The 17427-nt window shown below is 55.9% G+C and carries 5 protein-coding genes and 1 pseudogene; 4 read left to right on the top strand and 2 right to left on the bottom strand.

All coding sequences use genetic code 11. The features are described from left to right. The 4 genes and pseudogenes from ACQ3G7_RS10245 to ACQ3G7_RS10260 all read left to right on the top strand — a co-directional run. On the top strand, positions 1-191 hold a 191-nt coding region (locus tag ACQ3G7_RS10245), incomplete at its 5' end, for a hypothetical protein (RefSeq protein ID WP_430889740.1). A gap of 741 nt (positions 192-932) precedes the next feature. Continuing rightward, positions 933-977, top strand: a pseudogene (locus ACQ3G7_RS10250) (hypothetical protein); the annotation flags it as partial. Between the two features lie 285 nt (positions 978-1262). After that, positions 1263-8819: an autotransporter outer membrane beta-barrel domain-containing protein gene (locus ACQ3G7_RS10255; RefSeq protein ID WP_430890125.1), complete on the top strand. Its 7557-nt coding sequence runs from the start codon at positions 1263-1265 to the stop codon at positions 8817-8819. Between the two features lie 252 nt (positions 8820-9071). Continuing rightward, positions 9072-12722 carry a glycosyltransferase gene (locus tag ACQ3G7_RS10260; RefSeq protein ID WP_430889741.1) on the top strand — a complete coding sequence of 1217 codons (3651 nt, stop codon included), beginning with the start codon at positions 9072-9074 and terminating at the stop codon, positions 12720-12722. 38 nt (positions 12723-12760) lie between these two features. On the opposite strand, the gene ACQ3G7_RS10265 is transcribed toward ACQ3G7_RS10260, so the two are convergent. Both ACQ3G7_RS10265 and ACQ3G7_RS10270 read right to left on the bottom strand, forming a co-directional pair. Further along, positions 12761-13528, bottom strand: a complete 768-nt coding sequence (locus ACQ3G7_RS10265) for a class I SAM-dependent methyltransferase (protein ID WP_430889742.1) — start codon at positions 13526-13528, stop codon at positions 12761-12763. A gap of 125 nt (positions 13529-13653) precedes the next feature. After that, positions 13654-17220 carry a glycosyltransferase gene (locus ACQ3G7_RS10270; protein ID WP_430889743.1) on the bottom strand — a complete coding sequence of 1189 codons (3567 nt, stop codon included), beginning with the start codon at positions 17218-17220 and terminating at the stop codon, positions 13654-13656. Between the last annotated feature and the right edge of the window lie 207 nt (positions 17221-17427).

Below are 17427 nucleotides of genomic sequence, written 5' to 3' on the forward strand. Positions count from 1 at the left end.
CGCCACTCTTTAAAAAGGCATCTTCGGATGCCTTTTTTTATTTTCAGCGAGCGTTATCGGATAACGCTGTCATTGTCGTCATAAATACGCTGGCGTTGTCACGGTATCCCTCTACTTCATTACGCTGGTCTCTTGTTTATTCCCGCCTGCTTAATGGTATCTGTTCTCCGTCTTTCTCATCTCTTTTTTAATTCTCAGAAAACCGCCTTTTGGTGTCCATTTTTGTGCAGCCCGCGACGACCTGTTGCATCATATTCAGTGATTTACCGCCAGGTAAACTATTCCATCCGCCAGGATAATCCCCCATTGCTGATACGAATAATATTCTTAGGTAGTCAGCCGTTTTTTTCTTTTTTTTATTGGTTTTTCTTTTAGATAAATGAGGTGCGGAAAGGGCGTACAAATAAGATGGCTAAGAATTTATATATGCCAGCAAGCCGAACAAACCTGCTGATTTTTATGATGAAACACAACCTGTTTGTTATCTTTCTATGCCGTAAGGAATTATACATAAGGGAATGATATAAGGACGTTATAAAAAGTTAACGGGAATAGTGGTATCTGGCTCTGTTGTTGTGGAACAGGCTAAGGAGATTTGAGGTTTATTCGCCAGGTTAATCTGGTAGTGTGCACTCATCAATATTTACTACGTGTTATGTAATATTTGCTTATCTACCTCATTGGATTGGTTGATGAGGTCGGCCAATATGTATGGTGAGTCATTTACATCACCTGGCATTAATTTCTGGTTATTAAATTGTACTTCAGTAGTTAATTCTGAAGAGGTCAATGCTTTCTATTTTTAGTAAAGGAAGCCTGTTTCTCTGTTTTTATTACCCAATAAAAATGCGCAAACAGACCAGAGGGATTTAAAAAGATATCGAGTGTGCAATATGAACAAGATATACCGTGTTATCTGGAACAGCACCCTGATGCGGTGGGTTGTTACCTCTGAATTAGGACGCGCCAGAATCAAAAGGGCAGTCAGCAAAACGGTGAAAGCCGCAGGTCTGATGGCGGCAATGACGGCGGGTGCTTTTGCCGCCACCTGTGATGTTTCCAGTCTCAGTTGCGAGCTTGATAGCACCTGGAGCGCCGCAGCGAATAATTCCCAGAACGGCGCTGCAGTCATTTCAGATGGGAATACCTGGTCTGTTTCCGGGCTGAACACATGGGCAGCAGGAGATGCCTCATTTCGGATCATAACTACCCTCCAGGGAATTATTGACGCTGGTTATCGCGTAACGCTGGACGGTACGGCTGTGACGTCGTTATCTGACGCCGGGAATAAACTTATTTATCCTGGCCTGACCACGGCGGTGACCGTGTATGATCCGATCACCGCAAGCAACAAGACCGTCATGGTTTACAGTTCTGCGGCATTTACCGAACGGGACGCCTATACCTTCAGTCCTGGTATGAAGTTTGTTGTGGCGGATGCAGAACCCTATATTGACACCCGTCTGGCAACGGTGACCAGCGGTGTGGCAAATATCTCGTTGAATCAGAGCCAGTATAATCTTAGCGAAATCAGGGACAGTTCCCTGGTCTATGTCGATGGCACCACGGCAAATAATGCCGTCGCTAACTGGGTTTCACAACAGACCATTCGGGCCAGATTTCCTGATAATTTATCCGGGTATTCGACACCTACCACAGTAAATATCAACACTGATAGTTATTCGGGTACCTTCACCGCTTTTGACGGTACATCACATACCGTCAGTTCCCTGGACGATTTTAAAACCTGGAATAACTGGCTTGTCAGTAAGTTGTCCTCCGGAGAATTAGCTTATGCCAGTTATCAGAGTGAACTGCAAAAAGCGTACGTCTCCACTACACAGTCTTACCTGGTATCCCAGTCTCCGGATGGATTTGATGTTTCTGTCTATGGGGACCCTGATACAGCGTTCTTCCGTGCTGATGGTCAGAATGCCACGATAACCGTTGCTCAGGGTGGCTCAGTTGATTTGACGGTGAGTAGCAGCGCATTATTTAGACTTGTTCAACTGGATCATCACGCCACCTTTATTAATAACGGTACGGCGATGAGCACCGGTAAAATCGCTCAGGTATACAGTGGCTCATCCTTTATAAACAATGCTTTTCTGAGCCTTGGTGGGAATGTTACAACCGGTGAGTATCATAATATAGGTATTCACGTTGACGGTACCGGCAGCCATTTTTTAAACAGTGCGCAAGGGACGTACACCGTATCACCCCGTTACAACTACACCAATAAAGCCCAGAATAGTCATGTTGAAGGATTGATGGTAAAAAATGGCGCCAGCGCTGAAAACGCCGGAACCATTAATACCGGTTACTGGGCGAGCCCGGTCGATAAGTTTCAGACTGGGGATGTTTATGTCGCCAGAGCATATAGTGGTGCTTCTTTTGTCAACACCGCAACCGGCCATATCAATTTAGGTTACACCCAGGATGGCAGTAACGAAGCCTATCTGAATACCGAAAGTGCCGCCATCCGCACCGAAACCGGTGGCCGCGGTGATAACCAGGGGACAATTAACCTCAGCAGCCTGTCCAATGGCGTTTATGGTTTATATGCTGTTGATGGCACAACGTCGCTGACCAACAGCGGTGTCATTAACGTCAACAGCAACGGCGGAGATGGAGAGTTTGTTCCCTCTGAAAGTATCGGTATTTATTCCCTCAGTAAAACGGCGGGAACTGTGGGCAGCTCCGGCACCATCAACCTTAATGGCGTGAATAACACCGGGATAAAAGCGAGTTCCGGCGGGAAAGCGACATTATCCGGTATGCTGAATATTTCCGGTGGCGCAGAACTGTCAACCGGGCTGCGCAACTATGGCGTCTGGTCTGAAGGGGCGGGGTCACAAGTTGATATTTACGGCCAGGTTAACATGGATGGCGATGGTGCCATCGGTGTTCATGCCCGTGACGGCGGTAACGTGACCATTTCCGGTGCCGGGGCGGTGAATTTCAGTCGTGGTAGCAACCAGCTTGGCTATTACGTTTACGGGCCGACCGCCTCCATTACCAATAACGGCACCGGCGCTCAGGATGTCAGCACGCAGGATTCGGTGTTGTTCCGCGTTGACGGCGGGGCGGGTTTCACCGGCGGTGCCGGGGCGGCCTCGGTGCTGACGGCCTCCGGTCAGGGATCGACCACGGTGGTGGCTAACGGGACAGACAGCGCCAGCGGGAAGGTCTCGGCCTTTAACTCCGGCGGCATGACCCTCAATCTCTCGGGAGAAGAGACCACTGGCGTGGTCATTCAGGGCGGCGCGCAGGGCAAAATTTCGTCAGATGCCACCATCACTATGACAGCCACCGGTGCCGTCGCAGGGATTGCCGACGGCCAGGGTTACGATATCAACGGTAAAGCGGTGGGGAGTGCCATTGCTGGCGTCCTGACCGATGCCGCGCTGAGCGCCGGAGCGGCTGGCTTTGGCTCCGGTACGGTTCTGGTGACGGAAGCCGCGCTGAACTCCGCACTGGATGCGGTGACCGGGTACATTGCCCGTAACGGTGCGGAAGTCAGCAACGCCGGTAATATTGTGTTCACCGGGAATGACACCACAGGTCTGCTGGTTGAAGCGGGCGCTCGTGGCAATAACACGGGCAGCATCACTGTCGGTGCGGGCGGTACTGGCATCGTGGCGCAGGATGCGTCAGGCGCGAATACCACCGTGGTCAATACTTCCGGCAACCTGGTGCTGAACGGCGGTGACGTTTCACAGCGCACGACAGGCATCATTGCCAGCGGGGCAAACACCACAGTCAACATGACCGGCGGCACCGTGACAATGAACGGTAACGGCGCCACTGGCGTGCGGGCTTCTGAGGGGGCAACGGTTAACCTCTCCGGTACCGCCACCCCGAATTTCTCTTCCACGGCCACTGACCAGATCCTGTTTGCTATCTCTGGAGCCGGTTCCACCATCAACACCAGCGTCCCGGTGGGTACCGTGCTGGATGCATCCGGTGAGCGTTCCACCCTGTTCCGTCTCGAAGACGGCGCCGTGATGAGCGGTGACATTCAGGTTGCCGCCAGCGGCAAAGATGCCACGGCGGTGTACGCCACCGGTGCAGGTACCGATGCCGTTATCGGCAGTGGCAGTCAGATGGACATCAGCGGCAACGGTGCGACCGGGGTGTACGCCTCCGGCGGTGCCACGGCCACCATCGCAAGCGGCGCAACGCTGGCGCTGACGGGCAGTGGCGCGATAGCCGGTGTGGTGGACGGCAACACTTACGCCAGTGACGGTACGCTGATCGAAACCGGTACAGGGGCGCAACTGAATAACGCCGCCACCATTAGCTCCACGGTTGAGGGCGCGACGGCCTTTATTGCAAAAAACAGCGGTACGCTGGATAACAGCGGCAACATCCTGCTGACGGGGGCCAACTCCACGGCCATTCAGGTACTGGGGGGGAACGTTAACAATACCGGTAATATCACGGCCAGTGGCACGGCACTCTATGTCGGCACGGGTGAGCAGGGGCAGCCCTCCACCATCACCAATAGCGGAACGGTGCTGGCGACCGACGGTCGTGCCGCCATTGAACTGGCGGCAGGCAGTCTGAACCTGGTGGGCAGCGGTGTGGGTACCATTGAAGCCCGCGGCACGGCAGACGGGGTGCGGGTCAGCACTGGTGCTACCGGGCTGGATGTGACGGATGCGCACATTATTGTCAACGCAGCCGGAGCGACAGGGAACGGTATCGAAAACGCCGGCAACCTGGCGAACCTGCAACTGTCCGGTACCACCATTGATGTGGCAGACGGTGCCGGGGTACGTACTGCCGTCTCAATTGACAAAACCAACAGTGGCACGATTAACGTGAGCGGGGCAGGCGTCGGTATCGCCTTTGAAAACGCCGACGGTAGCGCCACAATCGGTGATCTTGACCTGTCCGGCTCAGCGGATCTGAACATTAACGTTACCGGCGCAGGGGGTTCCGGGATCCGCGCCAACACCATTGGCTCTGTTGACACGGCGGCAAATATCCATGTGAGCAATGAATTTGGTGGTGCAGCCCTGGTTCTCGGCAGTGGTGTCATAACGGCCACCAACCGCGGTTCGCTCAGTTCGGACAGTATGGTAGCGGCCGTGGTGGATACCGCCAATGCCGCGCACTTTACTAACACCGAGACCGGGGTGATCACTGCCTCTTCATCCGGCACTGCCGCGCTGGCGATGAACACTGACAGCGCGACGGTCGATAACGCGGGCATCATTAACGGTGACGTCATGATGCACGGTGCCAGCGGTATGGTGAACAACACCGGAGCCATCAACAAGAACATTGTGACTACCAGCGGCGATAATGCCATCACGGTGGATGGCGGTTTTGTTGCCGGGGATATTATCCTGAACGGCAGTGGTAACAACACCGTGCTGCTGACGAATGGTGCAGAGGTGAACACGGTGAGCGGCTCCGCAGGAAACGATACGGTGACGATCCAGGGGAACGGTAACACCTTTACTGCGCTCAACAGCGGCACGGGAACCTCTACGGCAGTGTTTGATGGTGTGACGGACGGCTTCCACATGGATGGCGTCAGTGCGCAAATCAACGACTACGACCAGCTCAACCTGCGTAACGGCTCGCTGCTCTTCCTCGATAGCGATTATGTCCTCGGGGGCAAACCGGCCGGGGGCGCTGGGGTCGATATCGATGCCACCTCTGTACTGGCGGTGAACGGCACGGGCAGCCGGGTGCTGGCCAACGCCCTGACTGGCAACGGGACGGTGGCGGTGGATAACAGCGGAGCATCGTTTGACTTTGCCGCCACCACCGGCAGCGACTTTGCCGGTATCGTGGACCTGAGCAATGCGACCCTGACGCTGGGCGATGTGAACACCTCCGCGCTGACCCATGCCACCCTGAAAGCCAATGCAGGGAGTATTACCACGGTAGCGGACGGTGAACAGGCCATCGGCGGCCTCACTTTCGCCGGTGGTGAGATGGTGTTTAACGGCACCGCGCCTGACCAGAAAGTGGCAACCAGCCATGTGACCACGGATACGCTGGATGCATCCGGTAGCGGTAGCGTACAGATTAACGTACCGGCGCCCTACGTGCCTGGCCATGAGACGGCGACCACCAGCTCCCTGATGACGCAGGATGACGCCAACATCGGGCTGGAGCTTATCAGTGCGGGCATGGTCACCGGCAGCGGCGGCAACCTGGTGCTGAAGGATCAGAATGGCAACACAGTGACGTCTGCAACCCAGGTGGATATTGCCCAGAGCGGCAACACCGTGGCGAAAGGCACCTACGATTATCGCCTGACCACGACAGGCGAGTCCGGCAACCAGGATGGTCTGTATGTTAACTACGGCCTGAAAGAGCTGGAACTGCTGCAGGACCAGACGTTGATCCTCGACGCGGATCCCGGCGCAACCGGCGCAGCGGCGGACCAGTCAGCCCGAATAACTGGCAATGGTAACCTGGCGATCCGGGCGGAAAACGATGGACTGCTGTCTCTGTCAAACAGTGGCAACGACTATACCGGTGAAACCACCGTTCTGAGTGGCACCCTGCGTACCGATGCGGACGGCGTGTTGGGAAATACGGCCCTGCTCGCTATCAATGATGGCGCGAAAGTTGACCTGAACGGCACGGTGCAAACGGCCGGTGCACTGGTCGGTTACAATGACTCGGTGCTTGATTTTAATGGCGGCTCCCTGACCTTGCGCAGTGGCGGCATCAGCAGCGGCAGGCTGTACGGCGGCGGCGAGCTAAATGTCGATGGCGGTGTGCTGATAATCGACGGCGCAAACGGCGATCTGAGTGTTATTACGTACATCGACAATGATGCAGAAGTGAACATCACGGATGGCCTGGCTGCGGGGACCGGCGATATCCGGGATGAGGGCGTACTGACGCTGACCGGCGTTGTGGGACAGCTTGCGAACAACATTAGCGGTGTCGGTAACGTGAATGCGACCGGCGGCACGAACGCGGCAGTTAATGGTGACAATAGCAGCTTCAGTGGCGTGTTCAGCATCGACAGCGGCAGCAACCTGACCGTCGGCGAACAGCGCAACCTGGGCACCGCCGCGGTCAACGATAACGGCATGCTGACCGTGGAGACGGGCAGCGACTGGACGCTCAACAATAGCATCAGCGGTAGCGGTAACCTCACGAAAACGGGGGCGGGCACTCTGACCCTGACCCAGGATTCAGCGGCGTATACCGGAACAACAGATATCACTGTAGGTGAACTGGCGTTGGGCGGCGACGAAGAGACGGCGGTGAATATGGCCAGCCAGCTTGTTAACGTCCACGACAGCGCATCCTTTACTGGTTACGGCAGTACCCGTGGCGATGTGAATGTCATGCAGGGCGGTGTGATGCAGATGACCGGGTTCACGACAGGCGGCAACCTGACCAACAGTGGCTCTGTTCTGCTCACTCGTCATGATGGTCAGCCTGGCAACACCCTGACTGTTAACGGCAACTACAACGGCAATAACGGTTTGCTGGCCTTCAACACCAAACTGGGCGGCGATGATTCGCCAACAGACAAACTGACGGTACATGGCGACACGGCAGGCAATACCCGGGTTAGCGTGACCAATATCGGCGGTACCGGCGCGCAGACCGTGAACGGTATCGAAATGATTCAGGTGGACGGCAGCTCAGCAGGTAACTTCGCCCTGACATCCGGTACGGTTGAAGCCGGCGCGTATGTCTACACGCTGGCAAAAGGCAGCGGTGCAGCGAATAAAAACTGGTATCTGACCAGCAAATGGACGGGTTCAACGCCGCCGCCACTGCAAGTCGTTGACCCGGACGGTCCGTCAACACCGCCTGTTGTTGATCCTCATGGACCCTCAGTCCTGAGGCCCGAAGCAGGTAGCTACATCAGTAACCTGGCCGCTGCAAATTCGCTCTTTGGTCAGCGCTTGCATGACCGTCTGGGCGAACCGCAGTACACCGATGCACTGCGTAACGGGAAGGAGAAGGTCAGCAGCATGTGGATGCGTCACGTCGGCGGCCATGAGCGTTCTTCGGCGGGTGACGGCCAGTTGAAAACACAGAGCAATCGCTATGTTCTGCAACTGGGCGGTGATATTGCCCGGTGGAGCGCTGACGGTGCTGACCGCTGGCATCTGGGCGTGATGGGCGGCTATGCGAACGAGCACAGCAATACCCGCAGCAACCGCGTCGGGTACAGCTCGGACGGTCGCATCAGCGGTTACAGCGCAGGCCTGTACGGTACCTGGTACCAGAATGACGCAGATAAAACCGGCGTCTATGTGGACAGCTGGATGCAGTACAACTGGTTTAACAGTTCGGTGGAGTCCGACAATCGTGAGAGCGACAGCTACAAGTCGAAAGGGCTGACCGCCTCTCTGGAAGCCGGTTACACCCTGAAAGCCGGAGAGTTCTATGGCAGTGAAGGCACGCTGAACACCTGGTATGTCCAGCCGCAGGCGCAAGTCACCTGGATGGGCGTGAAAGATAATGCGCACACCCGACGCGACGGCACCCGCATTGAAACTGAAGGCAGTGGCAATATTCAGACCCGCCTTGGGGTGAGAACCTACCTGAACAGTCACCACAAAATGGACGAGGGTAAAGGGCGTGAGTTCCAGCCGTTCGTGGAAGTGAACTGGATCCACAACACCGACAGCTTCAGCGTGAAAATGGACGGTCAGCGCGTGAGCCGCGACGGTGCTGCGAATCTGGCGGAAATCCGCACCGGTGTAGAAGGTAAATTGTCAGACAACCTGAGCGTGTGGGGCAATGTTGGCATGCAGGTTGGCGACAAAGGGTATAACAACACGCAGGGAATGTTGGGTGTGAAATACGGCTTCTGATGCCGTACATAAAAGGGACGGAAACAGGACCATGGAAGGTCTCTCTGCTAAGCCCAACCCGCACTGCCACCTATAAAAAACGTATCAACAAAGGCCGTAAGGCCTTTTCGTTGGTCAATCGCCAGATATAACCCCTTTTCTGCAAGCTGTTTTTCCTCTCGATCTTTCCTCCGTCGCCCACAATATTGCATAACGACAGGAACGCCTTTTGAAATCGCCCCGGCTGTGCGCCCGGTGATGTGAGGATGACAGATGCGAAGCATATTAATCAGCGTTGATAAATTTGACGCCTACACCCCCCATAGCGCCGAACTTCTTGATATCGCCGAAGCCTTGCTGGCGGCAGGCTGGCGCGTGGACGTTATTAGCTGCGCGGCAGGGCAGACGCTGACGGGTGAAATTGAACGCCTGATGGCGACAGGCCGCTTTGCGGTGATTACCGATAAGCAAGGTGAGCCGGACGCCCGCTATGACATTATCTGGATCTACCGGGGATTCTTCAGCGAAAAACTGCTTAATGCGGTGAGCGAAAACCGCCTGGCAGGCGCAATGGTGTTCCGCCATTACAGCGATTACAACGATCTCTATATCCCGTGGGGCGTGGCGCTGGAAAACCAGTTTGCCGCACTGACGCTCGATCTCTCGCCACGCACTTCTGCGCTGTTGCTGCAAACCGGTGTTGATAGCGCCCAGTTGAAAACCTTGCCCTGGTCCGTACCGGCCCGTTTCGGTCAGTTTGTTCGCACGCGCGAAGCGCAGACGTTGTCCCGCGTGCTCTATATCGCGCCGAAAATGTCTGCCGAAATGTATGAAGTGCAGCAGAAAGCGCGAGAGGCCGGGATTCAGATTGACTGGTTTGATCTCAGTCAGCAGGTGCAACGCATTGAACCGGCGTGGCTTGAGCAGTATGACGTGGTGATTGGTAATGAAGAGAGCGTGCCGAAAGCATTGACGCTGGGGATCCCGCTGTTCCTTGCCAACGAAGGGTATGTCGAAGGGTATCTGACCGACGAGAATATGGCGCGCCACGAGGCGGAACACTTCTGCGCATTAACGCTGCGTAACTGCCCGGATGCGGACGAATGGGTGGATCTGCTGAAAAATGGCTATGCCAATGCACGCGCCTGGTCACAGGCGCAACGCGCCTATTTTGCCACTAAATGGGATCTGGACAGCGCACTGGCGGCGCTTTTCGCCCAACCGCTGACGGAAAAAACACGCACGCTGGATGAAAAATCCCGCTACACCCTCAATTTTCACAGCAAAGCGGTGCTGGCACAGCAGCAAACGACGGCTTATTCCTTTAACCGTTGGCTCGACGATCGTCAGATAAGCGACGCGCGGCGCGAAGCATTACGCACGTTTGCCGGCGCATACCCGGAGAAAGCCAGCATTGGCGTTGTCATTCTCGGTGAGGATGACGCCAGCGCGCAGACCCGGGCTTCGGTAGAGAGCCAGTCGCTGGCGGCTGTCTCCATTGATGTGATTGCCAACGATACCGCGTGGCCAGCGGCGGTTAACGCGCTGTTGAGCACGCGCAGCGCTGACGCATTGTTGCTGATCCCGGCCGGTTACACGTTGCGTGACGACGCGTTGCTGCGCTTTGCTGAACAGCGCCTGCAACAACAAAATGCCTGGCTGTTTTACGCGGATGAAATGACGCGGGCGGAGAACGGCGAACCGGTGCTGACTTTGCGCCCGGACGTGAATATTGATCTGCTGCGCGGCGTGCCTTACGTCGGGCGCGTGCTGCTCTTCTCCCGTGATGTTGCCCTGCAACTGGGCGGACTGAACAGCCATTTTCCGCAGGCAGCAATGATCGATTTGCTATGGCGTTTTGTCGAAGGGCAGGGTGCTGCGGCCCTCGGGCATGTGGCGGAAGTGCTGGTAGAGAGCCCGCACCCGGCTGCACAGTGGAGCGATACGCCGGACGTTATCAGCGAATGCCAACAGATCCTGCTGGCGCATCTGCAACGCCTTGGCATCAACGCCACGCTGGAAGCGGGTCTGACGGAAAATATTAAGCGGGTGCGTTATCAGTGGGATGCCACACCGCGGGTGTCGATCATTATTCCTACCCGCGATCGTTTTGCGCTACTGAAGCGTTGTATTGAAAGCCTGATGGAGAAGACCCGCTATCAGCACTATGAGTTGCTGATTGTGGATAACCAGTCCGTGGAGGACGATGCGTGCCGCTTCCTGAACGATCTGGCGGCGCTGGGGCTTGAGCAGGTGCGTATCCTGCGTTATGACGCGCCGTTCAACTTTGCGGAAATCAACAATGCGGCGGCGCAGCAAGCGCGCGGTGATGTGCTGGTATTCCTCAACAATGACTGCGAAATCATTGATGGCGAGTGGCTCGATGCCCTGCTGGAACAGGCGCTGCGCCCCGAAGTGGGGCTGGTGGGCGCGCGTCTGGAATACCATGATGGCCGTATCCAGCACGGCGGTTACCTGCTGGGTGTTCAGCATGGTGTGGAGGTGGCGTTTGAAGGGGCAGATGGCCAGAGCAATGGCTTCCAGCACTATCTGAAAACGCCGCGCAACCTGGCGGCGGTGAGCGCCTCCTGCATGATGGTGCGTAAAGAGGTCTTTTTCTCCCTGAATGGTTTCACGCAGGAGCGGTATCCGCTCTATTTTGCCGATGTGGATCTCGGTCTGCGCGCGCAGAAACTGGGTTACCTTAACGTCTGGACCCCATACTCTCGTGTCAGACACATGGGGGGCGCAACGCGTCTGTTGGGCGACAAGTTCCAGGTTCAGGAGCGCCCGCTGCTGCATGATTATGCCGCCCTGCGCCAGGAGTGGAAACAGGGGTTACTGGCCGAGCCGTCTTACCATCCTTTAATGCAGAAAATGGGCAAAGCCTTCACCCTGAGCGACAGCAGCGCACGGTTGTTTCAGCCGTTGCCGGGCCGTCCGTTACCGGTGGTGCTGGCGCATCATATTAACTGGGTTGGCGGTGGCCATCACCGGGTGATGCAGCCGTTTAAGGCCATGGAGCGCCACCTGATGCTCGAAGGTGGGCTGATCAACACCATCCCGGGTGTAATGGAAGTGGCGCAACTGCAACCGGATGTCATTCTGCTGGAGTTGATCACCGGCAGTCGTTTCCCGGATATCTTTAAACAGCTCCGCGAAGTCAGCGAGGCGAAAATCGTGCTGGAGTATGACGACTATCTGCTGAACGTGCCGATTAAAAATGGCAACCGCCAGCACTTCCCGCAGCATATGATCAAAAGCTTCCGGAAAGTGATGGAGAGCGCGGATTGGGTCGTGGTCTCCACCGCGCCGCTGGCGGAGGCGTATAACCGTTTCCATTCGGATATCCGTATTGCGCAAAACCGTCTTGCGCCGCATCAGTGGGAGCATTTGCGTAGCGAGCGCAACACCGGGAAAAAGGTGCGCGTTGGCTGGGCGGGCGGCAGTTCGCACTCTGGCGACCTTGAGATCCTGTTGCCGTTGATCAAAGAGCTGGAAGGGCAGGTTGAGTGGGTGTTTATGGGCATGAAGCCGCGCAATGTGCAGTGCGAGTTTCACCCTGGCGTGCCGTTTGAGATGTACCCGGAGAAACTGGCGAGCCTGAATCTCGATCTGGCGCTGGTGCCGTTGCAAATTAACCAGTTCAACGAATGTAAGAGCAACCTGCGTCTGCTGGAGATTGGTACCTGCGGTGTGCCGATTATCGCCACCGACATTGAGCCTTATCGTTGCGGTCTGCCGGTGATGCTGGTGGAGAACCGCTTCAAGGACTGGATGAACGCCGTTCAGGTTTACATCAACGATCCGCTGCTGCGCCAGCGCGACGGGGATGCCTTGCGGGAAGCGGTGCTGAACCACTGGTATCTGCGCGATGCCGGGCTGGATGACTGGCGTCTGAGCTGGCTTCCGGCAGGAGCATAAAAGAAAAAGGCGCGGCAAAGCGCCTTTTTTTCCGCCGGTTAGCGTGTTTTCCAGTAATCAACGAAACCGTCTTTACCAAACAACCATGTAGTTTGCAGTTCCGCGTTGATTTTCTCCACCTGCGCCTGTACTTCGCTGTAGGGCTGGCGCAGCAGTACCCAGGCTTTACTGATCGGGCTGTAAATCGAAGACTTGTATCCCCACTGCGCCATTAACAGCTCCATGCTCTGGTTGGTGTGCACAGCAGTATGTACCGGCGTGTCAATGTAGAACCAGTTCGGATCCTTCGGTACGCGCTCCACGACCACGGTGTGAATCATCAGCGCTCCGGTATCGGAGACCAGATCGTTAACCGCATCAAGGTCGGCCCGCGTCAGCACATGTTCAAACATGGCGGAGTTGATCACCAGCGACCACGCCTTTTCAGGCGGGTTGTCGATGTAGTGCTGGATCGGGTTTTTGACGTACTTATCGTAGCAGGTGATCCTGCGGTCAAAGTATTTACGTTGGATATGACTCAGCGAACCATAACCGGCGGCATAGTCGAGAATCGCGCTGTCATCGATAATATGATTGCGCGCCAACAGTTCAATCATCATGGCCTGGGCGGCGTAAGGCGGTTGGTTAAAATCGTGCGTCTCACGGCCTTCGGTTTCAGCATAATGATGAAAGTCGTGATTCAGTTTTTCCCACGCCTTTTCGGGTAACGACTGGTGCGTTCGTGAACTCAGAAAATGGCACACCGGGCATTCATCAAATTGCACCGGGACCAATTGCTGTGTGAAGTTGCGTGTTGAAGGGGCCAAATATTCCTCCTTCTCAAAATATAACGTCATTTCCGTGTCACAAATGAGACATGCATGCTTTTGCATAAATATCCTGTTTACGTTGTCGTTCTTCCTGATGAAGTGCGGCTGAAGCCGCCGTCGGCTCAGTTGCCAGGCAGCCAGTTGCGCGCGTGATGAAGCAAATTCTCTCCCCGTAGCATGCCGTGTTCGCGGACCCAGGCTTGCAGCGCATCGCCCTGTTTCCACGTTGCTGCTAAATCGTGCAGATGCATCTCAATGGCATCACGCCATTTCTTCGGCGAGTTAGCCACGCGGGTCACCGGCAGCGTATTGCGATAGCAGATGTTGTCGCTGCAAATTACCGGCACACCGCAGGCGCCATACTCCAGCAGGCGAACGGCGCTGAGGTTACGGTTAAACAGGCTATCCGCCAGTGGCGCCAGCGCCAGGTCGAGATTCAGTGAAGCCAGCTTGTGCGCATACACTTCGCTGGCCCAGGCCGCGTGATACTCCTTCACGTGTGGGCGCAGCGCTGGCGGGCAATAGCCAAAAAAGATCCAGTCAACGCGATCGGCGAGCTGGCTTATCAACGGGTAAATCACATCCAGATCGGCGCTGCGTTCCGCACTACCGATCCAACCGACTCGCGGTTTTTGCCCCACGCCGCGCAGGCTGGTTAGCCCGGCCCACAGCGCAGGATCAAGACGGGTTTCCGCCACACGAATATCGGCATTCCAGCCCGCGCAGGTTTCAGCCAAGACTTCACTGGCCACGACGAGGCGATCTACGCTGGCTGCGGTTGCACGCAACGCGTGCTGAAGATCGGCCGGAAACTTCTCCCGAAGCGGTGACTGGGCCGGTAACGCCGGGAGGTACTCATCGATATCGAAGACGGTAAACACCGGGGCAATTTTGCGCAGGCGTTGCAGCCACTCTTGCAGGAACGGTGAGCACTGACGTGACAATATCAGCGCATCCGGTGCGTAACGCACAATCTCGGCATAGGGGGTGGCGCGATACGCGTTTTGCCCGTCCGCCAGCGCTGCGTCTTTCAGTCGGTCCAACGGTAAGACCAGACGCGATTGGGTGGCGGGCTGTTCGCTCAGCGGGTAAGTGATAAAACGCGGCAACGGTTTCCAGTGCAGCGGTTGCCAGGTATCGTGCTCGCCCAGGGTGAACTGGAAGCCTTCGCCATCCAGCGTCAAATTGGGGTTATACGCCGGGTCATTGGCAATCAGCGGCATCCATTTTTCATACATCGCATCCTGTTCACCCATAAAGCGAATGCGTTTCTTCTCCTGCGCGGTTTTATCCACTTTGTTCTGGCTGACGCTGCCTTCGTGCATCACCATGGCGTGTGGTGTCCAGACAGTGAGATAACCGGCTTCGCGAACTTTCAGGCACAAATCCACATCGTTATAGGAGACTTTAAATTTCTCTTCATCCAACCCACCAACCTGGTCGTAGACCGATTTGCGGATCAGTAAACAGGCGGCGGTCACCACGTTGTAGTTTTGGTCGACCTGTAAGCGGTTCATATACCCTGAACGTTCCAGATCGCTGCCGATAAACGGGTGATCCGCCGGGCCGCGCAGACCCAGAACCACCCCCGCATGCTGGATTTTCCCGGTCGGGTAGAGCAGTTTTGCGCCGGTAATACCCACTTCCGGGCGCAGGCCGTGGTTCAGTAAACTGTCCAGCCAGCCACCGCTGATGATGGCGGTATCGTTATTGAGCAACACCAGGTACTCGCCACGGGCTTCCCGCGCCGCCATGTTGTTGATGGCAGAGTAGTTAAACGGGTAAGGATAACGCAGCACACGAATGCGTTCCGGATCGATAGTGGCGATGCCTTCCAGCCACTGTAAGGCTTCCGGCGTTTCGCTGTTGTTATCAACAATCAGCAGTTCATAGTTACGGTAGGTGGTCTTTTCCAGCAGGCTGGTTACGCAGGGGATCAGCATGGAGAGCTGATCTTTGGTCGGGATAATGATCGACACCAGCGGCTGCTGCGCGTGGTGATAGCGCAGGGCATACAACCCCGGTTTTGGGGCTTCGACGCGGCCCTGCGGGTAACCCCGGTGATGCAAATGCTGGGTCAGGATCGCCAGTTCTTCCGGCTGCGTTACCTGAATGGGATCATGACCGATAACAAAAATCTCTGGCAGATGACCGGCGAACTGAATGCCTTTTTGTTCAATCAAGCGCACGATGTAATCAAACTGCCACGCCTGCTGATAACCGGTATTGAAACCGCCCAACTCCAGTACGGTGGCGCTGCGGAATATCCAGTGACGCGCCATCTCTGACGGGTAGCTGAGCAGCAGATCGAGATTAAAATCGGGGCGAAAAGCGGAGCCAATCAGCTCGCCATCAACAGACTGATAAAACTCATCGCCGTATACCGCATCGCAACCCGCTGCACCGTCCAGCGCCAGGTCGAACATCAACATCCCGCCGCTCTGTAAGGTTTCGCCAGCCTCCAGACACAGCATCCAGTCTCCGGGGCGGGCAGTGAGATACTGATTGACCGCCGTGGCCCACATAGCCTGTGGGCAGACCAGCGCCGGCGCGCTTGCTGGCGCTGACGGCTGATCATCGCAAATCACCACCGGGTTGAGGCTCAAGCCGAATCCCTGGTATGCCGCGATGCTGTGAAGGGTTTGTTCGCAGGCGGCAGTGTTGCCTCCCTGCTGGAAGACGAACACCGTGAGCGTCTGTGCCGTGGCGCGGGCCTGTTGAAATGCATCGATCAGTGGGCGGTATTGCGAGGGCAGGGTGCGTGCCGCCAGCCATTCGCGGATCTTTCCACTGCGAAAGTGCGTGAGCGAATGCTGAGCGGAGGTCAGCATCGCATGGTGGATATTGACCTGTTGAAACTGCTCTGGCGCGTCCATGGGCGCCACGCGCACCCACTGGTTCTGCTCCGGTGTGCCTTTGTACCAGCCCAGTTCACGGATAACGATAGGCATTCGGGTGTAGGTGCGGGTGACCTGCGCCTGGCGCGACTGGCTTAATTGACTTTGCTGGCTACCGGAAATGCGGAACGCAGAAAGCGTTTCAGCGACAAACGCCAGGTTACCCAGGGCCAGCAGCTTCAAGGAAATGGTCATATCGGCAAGGAACGGCATCGCCTCGCCTTTCAGGAAAAACAACCCCTCGTCAAAGGCGACCAAATCCTCGCGGTAGCACAGTATCACGCTGGGTTCGCCGATAAAATTGACCAGGGTGTCGGCAAAGTAGGCAATGACATCGCGGCCATCAACGATCATATCGTCGGCGAACGGGGCGGCGGTGGCGACAATATCCGCCAGCGGCTGGTCATATTCATCCACACGCAGACGGCGTGAGGTGGCGAGTCGGTTATTGGGGGCCGACGTCAGCGCGGCGACAAGACGGGTGATGCAGTGTTCAAACAGAATATCGTCGTCGTAGAGAAATTTAACGTATTTGCCTTGCGCCTCACGCACACAGCGCAGGCAGTTGTTCTCTTCACCCAGTTGTTTTTCATTTTTGAAGTATTTCACGGGTGTGTGGCTGTTGCGGGCGTAACGTTCACTGATCAGGCGAATGGTATCATCCCGGCTGTCGTCGCAGATGATCACCTCGCAATTCGGCCAGCTTTGATTGAGCGCGCTGCTCAGGGCGGTTTCAAAGAAATCGGGCTTATAAGCCGGGATGATGATACTCACCAGATCATGTTGGTTCATTGTTTTTCCAATTGAATTTCCCTTTCCGGGAAGCCATCACCGAATCGTGGTTAGAATTTGACATAATTTCAGTGCGTTCCAGCCGTCAAATATCCAGCGTTTTCACCCTCTTTTTAGGGGATAGCGCCGTCGTGGGCGCAATTGGCACCTGAAATGCCGTCTGTTTTACCGATAAGCGAATCCGCCCCCTCGCTATCATGCAATGAC

The organism is Kosakonia sp. N21, assembly GCF_050587465.1.
GTDB lineage: Bacteria > Pseudomonadota > Gammaproteobacteria > Enterobacterales > Enterobacteriaceae.

Coding starts and splice junctions, on each gene's coding strand:
- ACQ3G7_RS10260 (WP_430889741.1), top strand. CDS start 9,072: ATGCGAAGCATATTAATCAGCGTTGATAAATTTGACGCCTACACCCCC.
- ACQ3G7_RS10270 (WP_430889743.1), bottom strand. CDS start 17,220: ATGAACCAACATGATCTGGTGAGTATCATCATCCCGGCTTATAAGCCC.